The organism is Pseudidiomarina planktonica (genome assembly GCF_900177775.1).
GTDB lineage: Bacteria > Pseudomonadota > Gammaproteobacteria > Enterobacterales > Alteromonadaceae > Pseudidiomarina > Pseudidiomarina planktonica.
Genome location: NZ_FXWH01000001.1, coordinates 1,535,915 through 1,553,991, shown reverse-complemented (window position 1 = coordinate 1,553,991; position 18,077 = coordinate 1,535,915). Strand labels below are relative to the sequence as shown.

At 49.8% G+C, this 18,077-nt stretch carries 15 protein-coding genes; 9 read left to right on the top strand and 6 right to left on the bottom strand.

What is annotated here, in order from left to right; all coding sequences use genetic code 11:
* Positions 1-50: 50 nt before the first annotated feature.
* Positions 51-527 (top strand): Hsp20 family protein, encoded by a 477-nt coding sequence (locus CCE91_RS07360; RefSeq protein ID WP_086434547.1) that lies wholly within the window; start codon positions 51-53, stop codon positions 525-527.
* A gap of 112 nt (positions 528-639) precedes the next feature.
* Here the strand turns inward: CCE91_RS07360 and CCE91_RS07355 are convergent, their stop codons facing one another.
* The 5 genes from CCE91_RS07355 to CCE91_RS07335 are packed head-to-tail and all read right to left on the bottom strand — an operon-like array spanning position 640 to position 8,161.
* Positions 640-2,436 (bottom strand): ExeM/NucH family extracellular endonuclease, encoded by a 1,797-nt coding sequence (locus tag CCE91_RS07355; protein ID WP_086434546.1) that lies wholly within the window; start codon positions 2,434-2,436, stop codon positions 640-642.
* On the bottom strand, positions 2,423-2,896 hold the full coding sequence (locus tag CCE91_RS07350) for a MarR family winged helix-turn-helix transcriptional regulator (RefSeq protein WP_086434545.1): 474 nt from the start codon (positions 2,894-2,896) through the stop codon (positions 2,423-2,425). Before CCE91_RS07350 ends, CCE91_RS07355 begins: the two co-directional genes overlap by 14 nt.
* Before the next feature lie 12 nt (positions 2,897-2,908).
* Positions 2,909-4,048, bottom strand: a complete 1,140-nt coding sequence (locus CCE91_RS07345) for a CsiV family protein (RefSeq protein ID WP_086434544.1) — start codon at positions 4,046-4,048, stop codon at positions 2,909-2,911.
* Between the two features lie 7 nt (positions 4,049-4,055).
* Positions 4,056-7,535, bottom strand: coding sequence for a transcription-repair coupling factor (gene mfd / locus CCE91_RS07340; RefSeq protein ID WP_086434543.1), 3,480 nt, complete (start codon positions 7,533-7,535; stop codon positions 4,056-4,058).
* Positions 7,532-8,161: a PilZ domain-containing protein gene (locus tag CCE91_RS07335; protein WP_086434542.1), complete on the bottom strand. Its 630-nt coding sequence runs from the start codon at positions 8,159-8,161 to the stop codon at positions 7,532-7,534. Before CCE91_RS07335 ends, mfd begins: the two co-directional genes overlap by 4 nt.
* Positions 8,162-8,268: 107 nt before the next feature.
* Between CCE91_RS07335 and CCE91_RS07330 the strand changes: the two genes are divergently transcribed.
* The 3 genes from CCE91_RS07330 to CCE91_RS07320 are packed head-to-tail and all read left to right on the top strand — an operon-like array spanning position 8,269 to position 11,438.
* A complete protein-coding gene (locus CCE91_RS07330; RefSeq protein WP_086434541.1) occupies positions 8,269-9,516 on the top strand; it encodes a lipoprotein-releasing ABC transporter permease subunit in 1,248 nt (415 codons plus the stop codon).
* Positions 9,509-10,198, top strand: a complete 690-nt coding sequence (gene lolD, locus CCE91_RS07325; RefSeq protein WP_086434540.1) for a lipoprotein-releasing ABC transporter ATP-binding protein LolD — start codon at positions 9,509-9,511, stop codon at positions 10,196-10,198. Before CCE91_RS07330 ends, lolD begins: the two co-directional genes overlap by 8 nt.
* 1 nt (position 10,199) lies before the next feature.
* Entirely contained in the window at positions 10,200-11,438 is a 1,239-nt protein-coding gene (locus CCE91_RS07320) for a lipoprotein-releasing ABC transporter permease subunit (protein WP_086434539.1), read from the top strand.
* Here the strand turns inward: CCE91_RS07320 and CCE91_RS07315 are convergent.
* Positions 11,435-11,959 carry a DUF2062 domain-containing protein gene (locus CCE91_RS07315; protein WP_086434538.1) on the bottom strand — a complete coding sequence of 175 codons (525 nt, stop codon included), beginning with the start codon at positions 11,957-11,959 and terminating at the stop codon, positions 11,435-11,437. The genes CCE91_RS07320 and CCE91_RS07315 overlap by 4 nt on opposite strands.
* 29 nt (positions 11,960-11,988) lie before the next feature.
* Here CCE91_RS07315 and CCE91_RS07310 point away from each other — a divergent pair, with 29 nt between their 5' ends.
* From CCE91_RS07310 to kdsB, 5 genes are read left to right on the top strand one after another with little or no spacing between them, the layout of a single operon-like run.
* Positions 11,989-14,304: a DNA internalization-related competence protein ComEC/Rec2 gene (locus tag CCE91_RS07310; protein WP_086434537.1), complete on the top strand. Its 2,316-nt coding sequence runs from the start codon at positions 11,989-11,991 to the stop codon at positions 14,302-14,304.
* Between the two features lie 57 nt (positions 14,305-14,361).
* Positions 14,362-16,110, top strand: a complete 1,749-nt coding sequence (gene msbA / locus CCE91_RS07305; protein ID WP_086434536.1) for a lipid A export permease/ATP-binding protein MsbA — start codon at positions 14,362-14,364, stop codon at positions 16,108-16,110.
* Positions 16,110-17,129 (top strand): tetraacyldisaccharide 4'-kinase, encoded by a 1,020-nt coding sequence (lpxK, locus tag CCE91_RS07300; protein ID WP_086434535.1) that lies wholly within the window; start codon positions 16,110-16,112, stop codon positions 17,127-17,129. Before msbA ends, lpxK begins: the two co-directional genes overlap by 1 nt.
* Positions 17,119-17,316 carry a Trm112 family protein gene (locus CCE91_RS07295; RefSeq protein WP_086434534.1) on the top strand — a complete coding sequence of 66 codons (198 nt, stop codon included), beginning with the start codon at positions 17,119-17,121 and terminating at the stop codon, positions 17,314-17,316. Before lpxK ends, CCE91_RS07295 begins: the two co-directional genes overlap by 11 nt.
* Entirely contained in the window at positions 17,313-18,068 is a 756-nt protein-coding gene (gene kdsB / locus CCE91_RS07290) for a 3-deoxy-manno-octulosonate cytidylyltransferase (RefSeq protein WP_086434533.1), read from the top strand. The genes CCE91_RS07295 and kdsB overlap by 4 nt, the downstream gene beginning before the upstream one ends.
* Positions 18,069-18,077: the final 9 nt, after the last annotated feature.

Here is an 18,077-nt window from a genome sequence, read left to right as displayed (position 1 = left end):
CCTCATTAACTTAAAGAATGTCATGTTATTGCTTCTGAAGGAGAATCATTATGGCAACGATAGATCTGAGTCCACTGTATCGTAGCAGTGTAGGTTTTGACCGCATGGCGCGGTTACTGGATTCCGCAATGCGCGCAGAAAACAACGGCGCTGGCGGGTACCCTCCATACAACATCGAAGTCGTGGGCGAGAACCGTTATGCGGTAACCCTGGCAGTTGCAGGTTTCGAGGAAAACGAACTCGAAATTGAAGTCGAGAATGGCATCTTGCGAGTGCAGGGTAAGAAAGCTGACGAGCAGGAAGCGCGTGAATACCTGCATAAAGGTATTGCTTTCCGCGGCTTTGAACGCAAGTTTAACCTAGCAGACCACGTTGAAGTGTCCGGTGCGGCACTGAAGAACGGTCTCTTAACCATTGGTTTGGAAAAGCAAATTCCAGAAGCGATGAAACCTAAGAAAATTGAAATTGGTTCGTCCACCAAAGGCTTGCTGGGTCGGTTGAGTAAAAGTGATGAGAAAGTCGCTTAAGGCATTAGGTGTTAACTTAAAGGCTTAAATACTCGGCTTAAACTAGGCAAACGAAAAGGGAGCAACACCTGGGTTGCTCCCTTTTTTTATTCTTTTTCCAGTACTTTGCCAATTACCAGCGCAAATCAATATACAGCGGGTCGTGATCAGAGGCGCGATAGGCATTGGGTTGATACCAAAGTTCTGCTTGTTCGTCGGTTTTGTTTTCTAAACCGTATTCGAAGGCGCGTGGTTCGTCAGCGTTAGTATGCCAATACGCCAAGTCCACCACTTTGCTACGTAAGTTTTCATTCACCAGAATATGGTCCAGGCTACCAGCCTGAGCATCGTACACATAAGAATAGCCGTTTGGCGCGTATTCCGGCATCAGATTGTAATAACCGCCAGCGGCTAAGGCGTGCATAGGATCTTCCTGCGCATAAGCATTAAAGTCACCTAACACAATTTGCTCATCACTAACTTGCATAAGCTCTGGTGAGCCTAACCAATCTGCAAGTGCAGTGGCTGACTCGGTGCGTAGTACATTCCAGCACGCCATACCATCATCCTGACGAGCATTAGGATTGTTGGCGTCTTTCGGGCAACTGCCTTTGGACTTAAAATGATTAACCACCACGGTAACGGCGGCATTTGGCTGCTGTTGAAAGTTGAAGGTTTGAGCCAGCGGTGGGCGGCTACCCCAGTCAAACGGCTTACTGGTTAACACCATAGCCTCACCTTTCGGCGTCACGCGGTCGGCGCGGTAAAGCAGGCCATTGGTAATTTGATCTGAACCAAGCTGGCCTTCGCCAACTGTGATAAAGCGCCAGGAGTGGCCACTAGCTACTGCCAACGCTGCGGTTAACTGAGCAATAGCGCTGTCGTTGCCATAGCCGTCGTTTTCAATTTCCATAACGCCAATAATGTCGGCATTAAGTGCCTGCATGGCCGCCACTATTTTGGCTTGTTGGCGAGCGAGTTCGGCTACTGATTCAGCTCCCCGCGAAGTTGGAAACCCATTTTCGCCGCCATCGCCATTGAAGTAATTCAGCACATTAAAGCTACTAACACGTAGGTGTTCTGCCGCTGGTGGTGCCGGTGGTTGCGGGCGTGGATTCCGATGCGCCATCACTATTGGCTGCTGCGGCTGAATTTTATAGTTACCGTTAAATTCACTGATATGACCTTTCACCTGAACCAGGGTATCGCCGCTGCGGAGCGGGTTATCAGCGGTTAGCTGCGGGGCCGGGAAGGGAATTTTGGCTGGATATTGCAAGGTGCTATTGTCGTCAATAATCAACCGTTGGCGTTGATGTTTTGCCAGAATCGCTGCTACTTCAGCCTTGCCACGTACTTTCTGAGTTGGCGTGAACAAACGCTCGTGCGACACCACAATTTCGCCAAAGCGCTGGAGCTGGTAGTGGCCATTAATAACCAATTCTTGCGGGAACTCCACCAGCATACCTTCTAAGGATTCGAACACAGCTACACTGGCCACCGGTAACCGCAGCTCAACTGCGTTAGGCACTTCGGTGCTACCACAAACTTCAAGATGCGTCAGATGCTCTAACTGAGTTTGCTGATTCGCTTCACTGACCAGACCTTGCACTGTGACTATATCGCCTGGGCTTAATTCCGGTTGCATGGAGCTATGGGCAATAAATAAACCTTCTGAGCTAGCATCCGAAGCGTCGGTGTCTGTGGGCAAACTTTGAATAAAAAAGCCACCTAGTTGTTCTGGTTGGCGCCAATCAGCAGTCACTATTCCACGGGTTATCACTTCGGTGCCAACATCAGCACTAATCGGTCCTGTGCCCTGAATCTTGCTGATAGGCGAAATGGGGTCGTCACAAGAAATTGCGGCACTTGGTGAGCATCCGGCTAACGCCCAGCTAGCCAGTAGCAGCGCACAATAGTTAATGGTTTTCATAGCTTCCGACCTCAAGCACTGCGGCTGCGTCAAGTTGTTCTGCATCCATCATACGCGCAACGCGCTGCATTGAGGACAGGAGTAGTGATTGTTCCCAGGCTTCCAGCGCACAAAAGTTCTCAATGAAATGATGTTGCAGGGGGCGTGGGGAGCGAGCTAGCAAGTCAGCACCGCGGGTAGTGAGTGACAGTACCACCCGGCGTTTATCGGTGGTACTACGCGTGCGGTGAATCAGCTCACGGTGTTCCAGACGGTCAATGATATTACTGACTGTTGCGGGGCTCAAGGTAATGTTTTGCGCCACAGCACTGGCCGTGATGCCGGTTTGGGCTGAAATTTCGCGTAAAATAAGAAGTTGCGGTGCCGTTAGTCCGGCATCTTTATTCAGTTGCTTGGAGTAAAGATCGGTAGCTCGAATAATTTTGCGCAGCGCTAATAAAAGCTCTTCATACTTTTCCATGATCGATCCGTGTTAGTCGCGTCTGGCTGATTTATCAGTTCGGCGGATTTGCACCACAATGCCCATTTTCGGATGGTCGAAATAATGCGTTTCATGGCTTATAACCCGACGCACCTGAGCAAAAGGGTATGCTCGTAAAAATGCCTGCTCAGAGACTTTTCCTTGCAAGGCTTGTTCAGCTTGCGCAGCCATGGTTGGTGTTGCTTCTTTGGCGCGAGTTTCTTCGCGTAAATTAAACTTGTTATCAATATGCAGGTAATTACCGACCAGATATATGTGCAGCAGACCGTCAAGTTCCCACACCTGATCTGACAGGTTCTTTGGCCAGTACTCCGGGCGCAGAGGCAGTAACTGCTGGGTTGGGTCATCACCAATTTTGAAGTTGACGGAACCATCATCAACCAATTGCAGCAGTTTTTGAATACGGTCTAACTGGCTGTTATTGACACTGTCTGATTCGGCAAAAGAGCTCGCATTTGATTCCGGGCCAGTAGTTTTAAACCCAAAATAATCATAGCTGTCGGAGAAGTTGTGTCCCGCAAATAGGTGTACAGGATAATCATCGCCGCGGCCAAACACGGGTTGGCGATAACTCAGATGCAGCAGTGGTTGAGCTTGCCCTCGGGCACTTAATTGTTCACGTAACTCGGTTAATTCATGGTTAGCAACGGGCATTAAAAAGGGCTTACGCGCGTCGTCTAAGTCGCCTCCGTAGCCATCAATAACTACCGGAGTGGAAGTTAGATGAGAAAGCCGGGACACATGAGGTTTGCCGTCAGCACGCGGAATTAAATCGTGCTCACCGGGCAGTGAACAAGGTTCCAGTTGGAGTATTTCTTCCGGCGACATATCACTGCACTTGGGCAGGTAATAGGTTAAATTCCAGACCGCAGGAGCCATCCAGTCGGTTAAGAAATCGGTATGCTGATCGGTTGTAATAGGTTCTACCGGAAGCGGGAAGTCTTCTTGTAATTCATTCCCGGTGGTGTGCTTGAAAATCAAAACTTCTACTTCAAACCACCGCCAACTCTCGTAATTTGTGTTTGGCGGGGTAGCCGCAGTCGCGACCGGCGCGGTCAGTACCGCACCAAGCATTACGCTCAGGCTAGTAGTGAGTCCCAGCAGGGTTGCGAACATTGTTTTATGTTTCATTTTGTCCTCAAGCAACGGCACTGGTTTGCGAAAAGGTTTCTAACAGAGACTCTACCAGTTTTAATCGGCTTTGAGTATCTTCCAGCGTACGGACAACCTTCAAGCGAGTAGGGCCATCAAGCTTATATTCATTGGGTGATTGCTGTATGAGTGTAATCAGCTGCTGAGGTTCAATTGAAGTTCGCTCAGCAAACTCGAAGCTCAGTCCTTTCGGACCGCCGTCAATTTTGCGAATGCCCAGTTTGGCGGCGGCGTTGCGTAACTTGGTTTGCTGCACTAGATTTTTTGCCGGCTCCGGTAATAATCCGAAGCGGTCAATCATTTCCACCTGCAGCGCATAAAGGCTGGTTTCATCTTCGGCACCGGCGATGCGTTTGTATAAGCTCAAGCGTAAATTCACGTCGGCTATATAGCTTTCCGGTAATAGTGCCGGAATACGTAAATCCACTTCCGTATGATTCTTCAGTAAGCTATCAAGCGCTGGTTCTTTGCCGTTTTGCAAGGCATGAACTGCCTCTTCCAGCATATCCATATACAAGGTAAATCCTATGCTTTCAATTTGACCGCTTTGGTCATCACCCAGCAGTTCGCCAGCGCCCCGAATTTCAAGGTCATGGGTGGCGAGCATAAAGCCGGCCCCCAAATCTTCTAACTGCGAAATCGCTTCCAGACGCTTGGCCGCATCTTTGGTCATACGTTTAGGGTGCGGTGTTAACAAGTAAGCGTAGGCCTGATGGTGCGAACGGCCGACACGACCACGTAGTTGGTGCATTTGCGCCAAACCCAGATGATCCGCGCGATCCATAATAATGGTGTTGGCAGTAGGTACATCAATGCCAGTTTCAATAATAGTGGTGCACACCAGCACGTTAAAACGCTGATGATAAAAGTCAGTCATAATGCGTTCAAGATCACGCTCACGCATTTGCCCGTGGGCAACGGTAACCCGAGCTTCGGGAACCAGTTCTGCAATGGTATCTGCGGTTTTTTCAATGGTGTCCACGTTGTTGTGTAAGAAGTACACCTGGCCACCACGCAGTATTTCCCGCAATACTGCTTCGCGTACCGTTGGCGCATCATATTCACGCACAAAGGTTTTAACGGCCAGACGTTTTGCCGGCGGTGTGGCGATAATAGAGAGATCGCGCACCCCGTGCATGGCCATGTTCAGAGTTCTGGGTATTGGGGTGGCAGTAAGCGTCAGAATATCTACATCGGCACGCAAACGTTTAATGGTTTCTTTCTGGCGCACACCAAAGCGGTGTTCTTCGTCCACAATCAGTAACCCCAGATCTTTAAATTTAATGTCGTTTTGCAGCAGCTTGTGGGTACCAATAAGAATATCTACTTTGCCGTTTTCCAGATCCGCTAACACCTGCTGAGTTTGTTTACCGGTGCGGAACCGCGATAGCACTTCCACGCGAATTGGCCAGTCGGCAAAACGGTCTTTAAAGTTCTCGAAATGTTGTTGTGCCAGCAGTGTGGTAGGAACCAATACGGCCACTTGCTTGTTGTCGTTTACGGCCACAAAGGCGGCGCGCATGGCGACTTCGGTTTTACCAAAGCCAACATCACCACACACCAGCCGATCCATCGCGCGCGGCTCTTGCATGTCTTTTAATACAGCGCTAATGGCTTGCAACTGGTCGTCGGTTTCTTCGAACGGGAAGCTGCCGGCAAACCTGGCGTAGTCGTCATTGTCCAGTTTAAAGTTATAACCAGGCTTGGCTTCGCGTTGCGCATAAACATCCAGCAGTTCGGCGGCCACGTCGCGAACTTTTTCAGCGGCACGTTTACGGGCTTTTTCCCACTGGTCGCTACCTAGCTTATGCAGTGGTGCGCTGCTTTCTTCGCCGCCGCTATAACGGCTTAGCACATGCAGCGAGGCTACCGGAACATAAAGCTTGCTGGCATTGGCATATTCAATGGTTACAAACTCAGTGGTTAAGCCACCGGTTTCCAGAGTTTGTAGGCCCTGATACCTCCCAACGCCGTGATCAATATGCACCACCGGCTGACCCACACGAAGCTCAGCCAAATTACGGACCATGCTGTCGGCACTAACATTACTCTTTTGATCGCGGCGGCGGCGCTGACTAATTCGGTTGCCAAGCAGTTCGGTTTCGGTAATAAACGCCAGCTTTGGCTGCTCGCTCACAAAGGAGTTAACAACATCGCTTACGGTAATACCTACCGGCTTATCACTAGCTAAGAAATCAGTGAATTCGCTAAAAAACGATGGCACCAGCTTAATTTTGCTAAGCATATCGAGCAGCGTTTCGCGGCGACCGGCCGACTCTACTGAGAACAGCACCCGTTCTTGCTGAGTGTGAGCTTTCTCAATGCGCTGGCGTAATTTCTTTAGCGGTTCTTTATGCTGATGTTCTACAGCTATGTCTGCCAGAGTTTCGGTAGCAAATTCCTTTTTACCCGGCTGTGCCGCAGTAGCGGGCACCAAAGCACGAATGCGCGCATAGTTTTTAAAGCCCGCATGCACGTCGTCGGCAGAAAGAAACAGTTGGCGCGGTGTTAGCAGCGGTCGTTGGGTATCGTAACGGCGTTGCTCATAACGATAATCAATATCGTGCCAGAGTTGTTCGAGACTACCTTGTAAGTTCCCAAAGGTAACCAGTAAGGCATCTTCGGGTAAATAATCGAACAACGTTGCGGTGTGATCAAAAAATAGTGGCAAGTAATACTCAATTCCACCCGGGAATTCGCCCTGCGAAACCTGCTGGTAAATAGACTCACGTGCCGATGGCGCATCAAACTGTTCGCGAAAACGAGCGCGGAAACCTTCAATAGCGGTTGGCGTGGTTGGAAACTCATGCGCCGGTAACAAGTTTATTTCTGGAATAGGATCGGCAGATAACTGGGTATCTGGATCGAAGGTGCGGATGCTATCAATGTCAGTGTCGAAAAAATCAATTCTAAATGGGCTAACGCTGCCCATGGGGAATACATCCAACAAGGAGCCGCGGGCACAGAATTCGCCATGCTCCATAACCTGATTCACAGCACGATAGCCTGCGCGTTCCAGTCGGGTTCTTAGCGCATGTATATCCAGTTGTTGGCCAGCACTAAGTTGTAGTGCCTGACCACTGATATAGTCTGTTGGCGCAATGCGGTGCAAAAGGGTGTTCAGTGAAACAATTAAAGCGCCGCGCTGGGTTTGCGGTAATTTAGCCAGCACGCTCAGGCGTTCGGAAATAATGTCCTGATGCGGCGAAAAATTATCGTAGGGTAGGGTTTCCCAGTCCGGAAACACCATAATATTGTCGCGATAGTCCGGGCAGAAATAGCGAATTTCGTGTTCGAGGCGATGTGCCTGAGGAGCGTCCGGCGTCACAATAAGCACCAGGTGAGGGTGCTGTTTAACCACCTCTGCCAGTGCCAGCGCAGCACTGCTGCCGTGTAAATTCTGCCAGGTTACGTCTTTACTTTTTGATGCGGGCAGCGGCGGCTGCAGTACAGAAGCTAAACTCATTCTTTCGTTATCGTCTCGTCAGAAGCGGATGATTTTAATTGTTGGCGTTCGGCCGACCGTTGTTTTAGCTGGCGAGCCTGTGAATGCAGGCTAGCGCGTACCAGCAATTCTTGATCTTCTTCGCGTAATCGCACAAAGGCGATGGTGTATTCAGGCTGCTCAGCATCAGTGGCTTCAATGACTTGCCCGTAAGCAAAAATTGCCGCGTAGTCGTCAGGTAGAAATAATTTTACTTGAACATAATCGCCAATTGCCAGCTTCGTTGTACTTTGGGTGACGAAACCGCCACCACTGTAGGCAAGGCCTTGTTGACGGTGCTCGGGGTGGTCTTCCTGACGCAACATATAGGTTAAAATCATACTAATGCGAGAGGACTGCTGAGCGAGTATTTGCGCAATCAGCTTGGCACTGCGTTCGCTCATGTTTAAATCGCGTAACTGAGCCTGATCGACTACCAGCATGTCACTGGCCAGCTTAAACAAATCCGGAATTTCAGCTGCGAAATCATCTTCATCTGGTACTTTATCGTTTTCCGACAACGGCTTCAGGTTTACGGAAAAGGCTTGCTGAACCGAAAAATACTGGGCATATTCATGCGCTAGTTCCGATTGAATAGATGTGCTCATTGGAATTCCTTCTGGTTGCCACCCCGCGTTTAGGTCATTATCCTTGCTAACGCTGAATAAGCAACTACCAAGATATCAGATTAACGCACACTTAAAGGGAAACAGCTATGTTTCAGCCGCTGGCGCTGTTTATTGGCTTACGCTATAGCCGCAGCCGCAAAGGAAGCGCATTTACTGGTTTCATTAACCGCTTTGCTTTAGCCGGCATAGCCCTGGGTGTGATGGCGTTAATTGTGGTTACCTCGGTAATGAACGGCTTTGAAAATGAACTGAAGAAACGCATTTTGGGTGTGGTGCCGCAACTGACGGTATCAACCTCAACCAGTGACGGCATAAATAACTGGCAACAACTCGCTGATAGCTTGCCTCAGTATGAAGGCGTGATTGCGATTGAACCTTATGTACTTACTCAGGGCGTTGTTCAAGGCTCAAATCAAATTAAACCGGTGGCCATGCAAGGCTACTATCCCGATCGGGCCGACAGCAGCATGCGGCTAGAGGAACACATTGTAGCTGGCAACTTAACTACGCTGGTTGAGGGCGATTACGGCGTGTTTATTGGTCGCTCGTTGGCTTATGACTTAGGCCTTGTACCTGGCGATACGATTCGTTTGCTGGCTGCGGCCGGTGGTGTATTCACCCCGCTTGGACTGATGCCGGCCCAGCGGCGCTTTGAAGTGCTGGGGCTGTTCGAGATGGAATCTGAAGTGGATAGCCAAATGGTGGTGGTCAATGGCGTTGATCTCGCACGTTTATTGAGGCTGGATAAAAATGCGGTAAGCGGGTTAAGGTTCTATTTCGAAGACCCGTTTATGGCAGCCGAAGTTGGCCAGCAGTTACAGCAACATCTGGCATCAACTGCTGCAACAGCGAACTTACAGGTAACCAATTGGCGCAGTCGCTATGGTCAGCTCTTTACCGCTGTCGCCATGGAAAAGCGCATGATGTGGATGATGCTGGCATTGGTAATAGCCGTGGCTGCATTCAATATTGTGTCCGGACTTATGCTGGTGATTCAGGATAAACGACGTGATATCGCCATACTGCAAACTATGGGCACTCGCGACAGCGTTATTTACCGTATTTTTGTGGTGCAGGGGTTATTTAATGGGGTAGTTGGCGCTTTACTGGGCTTAGCTGGCGGGTTGCTGGTAGCAACATATTTGAATGAAATAGTTACGGCAGTGGGTATTGATCTAACCATGATTAGTGGCCAGGGATTACCGGTACTCATGCAACCGGTGCAAATTAGTACGATTGTAGTGAGCGCTATTTTGTTAGCGTTATTGGCAACTTTATATCCAGCCGCGCGGGCGGCACGAACGCAACCTTCAGAGGCGTTACGTTATGACTGATGTTTTACTGGCCTGCACGAAACTTAGCAAAGATTACCGTGATGGCGATCACCAGTTGCGGGTACTCGATAATGTCGAAATCACTATTAACTCGGGTGAAATGCTGGCGGTAGTGGGAACCTCAGGGTCAGGTAAAAGTACCTTATTGCATCTGCTTGGTGGGCTGGATAAGCCAAGTGCTGGCACGGTGCATTTTCAGGGCAAAGATATTTTGTCATGGTCGGCCAACCAGTTAGCCGACTGGCGCAATCAGCAGCTTGGTTTCGTGTATCAGTTCCATCACCTGTTACCTGAGTTTAATGCTCTGGAAAACGTTGCTATGCCGCTGTTAATTGGTGGCCTAAGCGCTCGTCAGGCAGAACAAAAAGCGGCAGAAATATTGAAGTTGGTGGGCTTGAGCGCACGGGCGCTGCACCTGCCATCGGAATTGTCAGGTGGTGAACGACAACGCGTCGCCATTGCCCGGGCGCTGGTTACTGATCCCGCCTTAGTACTGGCAGATGAGCCCACCGGTAATCTTGATGACGAAACAGCACAGGGTATTTACGAGCTGATGCTGAGCTTGAATCAACGTTTAGGTACTGCATTCTTAATCGTTACGCACGACCAGACGCTGGCAGCTCGTCTGCATCGTAGTTTGCGGTTACAGCAAGGTCGACTGGTAGCGGGGGAGTCCGCTTAGCATGGCTAACCTTACCTGGCTGCTGGCGCGGCGGTTTCGTCGAAACCATGGCAAAAACGGATTCTTGTCTTTTATTTCAGCTTCGTCAACTATGGGCATAGCGCTTGGTTGTGCGGTATTAATTACTGGCCTGGCGGTTATGAACGGTTTTCAACAAGTACTGGAAACACGGTTTTTACGGCTAGTGCCCCATATTGAATACACGGCGGTACAAGGCAGTTTTAAGTCTGCCAATAGCGCGCTTGAGCAACTGCGGTCACAGCCAAGCGTAACTTCCGCGCAAGCAGTTATAAGTACCCAGGCCATGGTGCAGCAAGGCTCCGAATTTAAAGGGATGCAGCTCACCGGTATTGCAGTAAACGAGAATACTGGCAATCAGCCGCATGCGGTACGTGAGTTTATGCCAGCGTCAACCTGGCAAGCATTGCAGCAAAGGTCCGGCGGCGTGGTGTTAGGTGTGGGGCTGGCACAGCAGTTACAGGTGTCTGCAGGGGATCAGTTGCAAGTGTTAGTTGCCAGTGGACAGGATTTCCGCGAGCCCAAACGACATCAATTACAAGTTGTAGGCACTTTTGAATTCGGCGGTGAGCTTGATTACCGTCAAGCCTTCGTTGGCCTTAAAACCGCGCAACAGCTAACGGGGCTAGGTGAGGGCGTAACTTCGTTGCAGGTTCAGCTAGCCGATATCTACGCTGCCCCCCGATTGGCTATGGAGCTGGGTAATCAACTCGATGAATATGTGTACATAGATCACTGGGTACGCTCACAGGGTCACTTGTATCGCGACATTCAGTTAGTACGGGTTGTTATGTACCTGATCTTGGTATTAGTTATGGCGGTCGCCTGCTTCAATATTGTGTCTACGCTAATTATGACGGTACAGGAAAAAATGGCGCAAATAGCCATTCTGAAAACTATGGGTATGCGTCATTCAGCGTTACTTAGAGTATTTGTTTGGCAAGGTTTGCAAAGCGGTATTAGTGGCACTGTACTGGGTATTCTCGGGGGTATTTTATTGGCACTCTCACTGCCTGAACTTATTCACCTTATTGAGCAAATGTCAGGAAGTAAGGTGCTTTCCGGCGATGTGTATTTTGTTGATCAAGTGCCAACTTTATTAGCCGTTGGTGACGTTGTTTTAGTTGGGTGTGTAGCTTTGGTCATGAGCATACTGGCAACTTTATACCCGGCCTGGCGAGCTGCGCAAGTGTCTCCGGTGCACGCCTTGCACAACAATTAGCGCTTTTTACGAAACTTAAATTTACGGCCTTGCCATTCGCGCACTACAGAAACGCGCCATAAAACGCGAATAACGACGTAGCCAATGCTGCTGGCAATAAGGCCCAGTACAAAACAGCCCAGCAAAAAGGCTGGCCCTATGGTTGCAATGCTGTCGAATAACCATTCCCAGGACAATTCAAAGGCAAAGGGCTGCGGTGCTTCACCAATCATCCAGGCGCCCACCTGATAGCACAAGTAAAATAGCGGTGGCATGGTGATTGGATTAGAAACCCAAACCAAACTAACAGATAGCGGTAAATTTACCCGGAATATAATAGCGGCTGCCGCAGCTAAGAACATTTGAAAGGGAACCGGAATAAAGGCGCAGAATAACCCTGCCGCAAATGCACCGGACGCTGACCGACGATTTAGATGCCATAAATTAGCATCATGCAATAACTTGCCAAACATTTTCAAACTGCGGCTATCCCGAATCTTGGCGTGACTCGGCATAATGCTGCGAATAAATTTCCTTGGCATGTAACCTCTACTCATCAGGTACAACAGCTATGGATCGGTGGTTGTTCGGGATGCTTGCCGGTATTTTGCTAAGTACCGGTTTTACCAAGCTCATGGCACTCTGGCAATGGTTTGGTTATGCGACATTAGTCGTGATTTTTGCTGTTTTCGCAGCAAGGTATCGCAGTGCCCGTGGTACCTACCTAAAATCCACATGTATTCTTATGGGGGGCATATTTTGCGGTATTTGTTGGGGTGCTGGCAACGCTTATCTTACGTTTTACAAAGATTTAACAGCTGACAACTGGTATCGCACTCAACCAGTTGAAATTACCATTGACCGTTTGCCTGAATTTCAGTCCGGCGCAGTGCCGCGCTGGCAACTAAGTGGTCGGCTGAACCGGCTGAACTATAAAGACTTACCGCAACCACCGCGTATTTTACTGCATTGGTATAACCCCTCTAACAACGCTCAGCCTAAACTTGGTGAACGCTGGCGCTTTCTCGCTCGCTTAAAGCCCCCGCAAGGTTTACGCAATGAGGGTAGCAGTAGCTACCATCGTTATCTAGTAAGGCACAAGTTCCGCGCTCTCGCCACTATACACTATGGGCGTCGATTAGAAGGCGCTAGTTCGGTTCGTCAGCAACTGTGGGACAAGCTTGCTGATTTTCGTAATCAAATCCCTTTCAGTGGCGTACTAGCGGCTATTACTCTGGGACAGCGGCAGTGGTTAACGAGTGAACAACAAGAGGTATATCGTGAAACAGGTTTAGCGCACTTAATCGCCATTTCCGGACTTCATCTGACCTTAGTTGGTGGCGGCACTGCGTATCTCTGGTATCGGGGGAGATCTTTTATGGCGGCCCGATCTCGCAGCCGACGCGAAGGGCGAAGCTATTGGCTGGAGGCGATATGGGTGGGTTGGCTCATAGCTTTTGGCTACGCCTGGCTAAGTGGCTTTGCCATATCTACGGTGCGGGCTTTAGTCATGTGGTTGGTGGTAGTGCTGCAGCGCAGCTGTCAGTGGCGGGTAGCACCGGCCCGAACCTTGCTGCGAGCCGTGTTACTGGTTCTACTGGTAGATCCTTTAGCTTGGCTAGATGCAGGCTTTTGGCTGTCGGTGAGCGCGGTGGCAGCTATTGTGATGTTGAATTGGCGCTGGTTACCACCGCATGGGCGATTGGCCTCATTGCGCTCGTTGTGGCGATTAGAACTGTGGTTAAGTTTAGGCATGCTGCCAATTATGCTGTGGCTGTTTCAAGGTATTGCAGTGGCTGCACCTGTTACAAATTTGATTATGGTACCGGTTTTCAGTTTTTGGGTATTACCGCTAAGTTTGCTAGGTGTTGCAGCTGTTGGGGTGGGGGCTAACGAGCTTGGCGGGTGGTTATGGCAGGCCTCAGCACTTGGACTAGAGCTGAGTTGGCCAGCTCTGCAGGGGTTAACTGAGCAAGGGTGGCAATGGCTGAGTACTGAGTACAGTTGGTGGCTGCTGCTGGCGCTAGCTGCCGCCGGTTGTTATTTATTGCCGCTGCGGCATTACCAGCGCACTGGTTTGGCTGCGGGAGTAGCGGCTTTAAGTACAGTTGCGTGGTTATGGTTGGAACTAAGCCGTAGCCATTTGCTTATTCTGCATACGCTGGACGTGGGGCAGGGAACTGCTGTGGTTATTGAGCGCCGTGGGCGGGCGTTATTAATAGACACAGGGCTGCGCTACGGGCCGGACTTCAGCAGTGCTGAACGCGTGATCATACCTATGCTGCAGCACCGGCAACTGCGTCCGGAACTTGCTTTTGTAAGCCATACTGATGCCGATCATGCGGGTGGACAGGCGGCTTTGCAGCAAGCCTATCCGAACATGAAATGGCTCGGCGTGGGCGGTAAGCCTTGTGTTGCAACTATGCAGGGCAGCTGGCAAGACGTTAGTTGGCAAGTATTGCACCCACAACGGGTAACCCGACACGATCAAAATAATGACTCCTGCGTTTTATTACTAAAGTACCGCCACCTGCGAATACTTTTGCCGGGTGACGCAGAACGCCTGGCTGAAGCGACTCTGGTGGGGCGTCATGGGGTGCGGATAAACGCAGACATACTGCTAGTTCCGCATCATGGTAGCCGAACTTCCAGTACCACAGTGTTTTTAAAAGCGGTAAGCCCAAGCCTGGCGATCTTTAGTCGTGCGGTACAAAACCGCTATGGCTTTCCGCATCCAGAAGTATCCCAGCGCTATGAAAAACTGGCCATTGCCACGGCAGACACGGCGTTGGGAGGTCAGTTACAAGTAGTTAGTGATGGGGTTCTTTGGTGGTTGCAGCAGCCGCTGGCTGCACAAAACGGAAGTTGGTACGACGCCAATTACTAGCCAGCGCCTAAATAAAACGGTTAGAATGGAATCATTATTTCTTATGATAGTTTGGACATGGACTTAGAACTGCAAAGAAAACAAACCCTGCGGCGCCTAATGAAATATATAAAGCCGTATCGGGGCGCCTTTATTCTGTCGATAATTGGCATGATTGGCTACGCGGCCGTTGATAGCTTCTTTTTATCACAAATACAGACGCTAATTGATGACGGTTTAACCGACCAGAACAGTCGTATTCTGATGATAGGCGCGCTATTTGTGCCCGTTATTTTTATTGTGCGCGGTATTTTTAACTTTGTTTCCAGCTACTTTTTAAGCTGGGTTGGATTCAAAGTGGTAACGCGGCTGCGCCAGCAGTTGTTCGAGCACATGATGCAATTGCCGGTGTCTTTTCATGACCAACATTCAACCGGTGATTTAATTTCGAAAATCACCTACACCACTCAGCAAATAGCAGAAGCCAGTAGCCGTGCGATTCTTATTTTGATTCGTGAAGGCGCTTTCGTTATTGGCCTGCTAACCATTATGTTCTATCACAGCTGGCAGCTGTCGCTGGTGTTTTTGATTGTTGGGCCGCTGGTCGCAAAAGTTGTAGCTGTGGTTTCCAAACGCTTCCGCCAGGTGTCGAACCGCATTCAAACCGCCATGGGTAATGTCACTACTACCGCTGAGCAAATGCTCAACGGGCATAAAGTAGTAGTGATGTACGAAGGGCAGGAACGCGAAGCCGATAGCTTTAAAGAAGTAAATAACGTTACCCGCAATCAAAATATGAAGTTGGTAATTGCGCGAACCTTAAGTACTTCCGTGATTCAGTTTATTGCCTCGTTAAGCCTGGCCATGGTGCTGTTTATTCTAAGCTTTCCAGACATGCTGGAAGAGCTCTCCGGTGGTGCCTTCGCAGCTCTGTTAGCCGCCATGATGATGTTATTACGTCCGTTAAAACAGCTAACCAATGTAAACAGCGACTTTCAACGCGGCATTGCGGCAGCGCAAAGCGTGTTTGAGGTGCTCGATGAACGTCCGGAAATTGACCAAGGTGAGCATCGGATAGGGCGCGCTAAAGGTCGTATCGAATTTGAAAATGTCAGCTTCACCTACAATGAAACCGACGCGCCTGCATTGCACGAGGTTAGCTTTTCGGTAGAACCAGGTAAAATTCTGGCATTGGTAGGCCGCTCGGGTAGCGGTAAATCTACTATCTCTAATTTGCTGACGCGTTTTTATGACGTTGAATGTGGCAAAATTTTGCTCGATGGCGTGGACATTAAAGACTACGAGTTGAAATGTTTGCGTCGGCAATTAGCCGTGGTTTCTCAGCACGTAACCCTGTTTAACGAAAGCATCGCCAATAACATTGCTTACGGTGCCATGGGTAGCGTTACCCCAGAACAGATTAAGGCGGCGGCAGAACAAGCTTATGTCACCGAGTTTACTGACGACTTACCGAATGGCCTGGACACTACTGTTGGTGAAAACGGCGTGATGTTGTCTGGCGGTCAGCGCCAACGAATAGCTATTGCGCGTGCGTTGTTGCGTGATGCGCCAATTCTTATTCTGGATGAAGCCACGTCGGCGCTGGATACCGAGTCGGAGCGACATATTCAGAACGCTTTAAGTGCATTGCAACGTGACCGTACCTCAATCGTTATCGCGCATCGCTTGTCGACTATCGAAAACGCAGACGAAATTTTGGTGCTGGAAGATGGTTCTATTCTGGAACGCGGCAGTCATCAGGAATTGCTGGAAAGCGAAGGTGCTTACTACCAGCTTTATAATCTGCAGTTTAGCGGCAGTCACTAATGCGCTGGATTGAGTCAGCGTGGTATCGGCCTTATTTACATCCGCTACTTTATTTACTGGTGCCGCTAAGTGCGCTCTTTAGTGTGGTAACTTCCGTACGCCGACTGGCATTCCGCTGGCGCTTAAAACGTTCCTATAAAGCGCCTGTGCCGGTATTAATGGTGGGTAATATCAGCGTAGGCGGTACCGGTAAAACGCCGGTTGTGTTAGCGCTGGTGGAATGGTTGCAACAACACGGCTGGAAGCCAGGAATTGTAACCCGCGGTTATGGTGGGCAGGGGCCATTTCCATTGTTGGTAGAAACTACTGCCACGGCTGCTGAGTGCGGTGATGAACCTCTATTGCTAGCCCAGCGCAGCGGCGTTCCGGTTATTGCCGATCCGAATCGCGCCCAGGCAGCGCAACAACTACTACGTGATTTTCCTGCCGTAAACGTGTTGATTAGCGACGATGGGTTGCAGCATTATGCTCTGCAGCGTGACCTTGAACTTATTGTGGTAGATGGCAAGCGAGGCATAGGTAATGGCTGGCGGCTACCTTGTGGGCCTTTGCGCGAGCCGCTTACGCGATTGAAAAAAGCCGATTTTGTGCTGTTAAATGGCCAGCCTGATGGTCCTGGGGCGAGCGCTATAGCAGCACTGACTAAGGCGCATTCAATCAGTACTGAAGCGCGGTCCTGGCATCGGGTGAGCGACGGGCAAAAAATTGATAAGCCTGACGGTGAGCCGGTTACGGCTATTGCCGCTATTGGTCACCCGCAGCGCTTTTTTAATACCTTGCTGGAGCAACAAATTGAGCTGGCAGAAACCGCTAGTTTCGCCGATCATCATGCTTTTACACCTGCAGACTTTCGGCATTTCAACCGGCAACGGCCGTTGTTAATGACCGAAAAAGATGCCGGGAAGTGTCGTGCGTTTGCACAGCGGCATTGGTACTATTTAGCAATTAATGCACAGTTGCCAGAATCGTTCTGGCAACAGCTGGAATTGAAATTAAAAGGCTTAACCCATGACTCTTGATAAGAAAACCTTAGCGTTACTGGCTTGCCCACTATGCAAAGGGCGGTTGGTATGGAATGCCGAGCAGCAAGAACTTATTTGTCGCGGTGATAAACTGGCGTTTTCAGTACGCGATGACATTCCGGTGTTGCTGGTAAATGAAGCACGTGAACTAACAAATGAAGAGTTGGAGAAGTTACCCTCATGAGTTTTACAGTGGTTATTCCTGCGCGTTATGCATCCACCCGCTTACCTGGTAAACCGCTGGCAGATATTGCCGGCAAACCAATGATTCAGCACGTTTACGAACGAGCTCAGGCTAGTGGTGCCGCCGAAGTGATAGTTGCAACCGACGATGAGCGTATTTTAAACATGGTGGAAGGTTTTGGCGGCCGGGCCATGCTGACCTCGCCAACGCATGAATCAGGCACTGAACGTTTGGCTGAGGTTATTGAATATTTAGCTTTGGCAGAAAATGAGGTAGTGGTGAATGTGCAGGGTGATGAACCCTTTATTCCACCAGAGATTATTCGCCAGGTAGCCGATAATTTGGCTAACCAGCGTCAGGCGCCTATGGCAACTCTGGCAGTACCTTTGGCTAATCGCGATGAAGTTTTTAATCCGAATACCGTGAAAGTAGTAGCCGATGCGAACGGTTATGCACTGTATTTTAGCCGTGCCCCCATTCCATACAGTCGCGACCAGTTTAGTAATTCTGACGAGCAGACTTTACTTGAAGGCGTGTATTTCCGTCATGTGGGTATTTACGCCTATCGTGCTGGCTTTGTGTTGCGTTATGCCAGCTGGGATGCAAGTCCGTTAGAGAAAATTGAATCTTTGGAGCAACTACGGGTACTTTGGCACGGTGAGCGAATTCACGTAGCAGAAGCAATTTTTAATCCACCGGCGGGCATAGATACCCCGGAAGATTTAGCACGAGCACAACAACTGGCGGGTTAACCGCCAGTT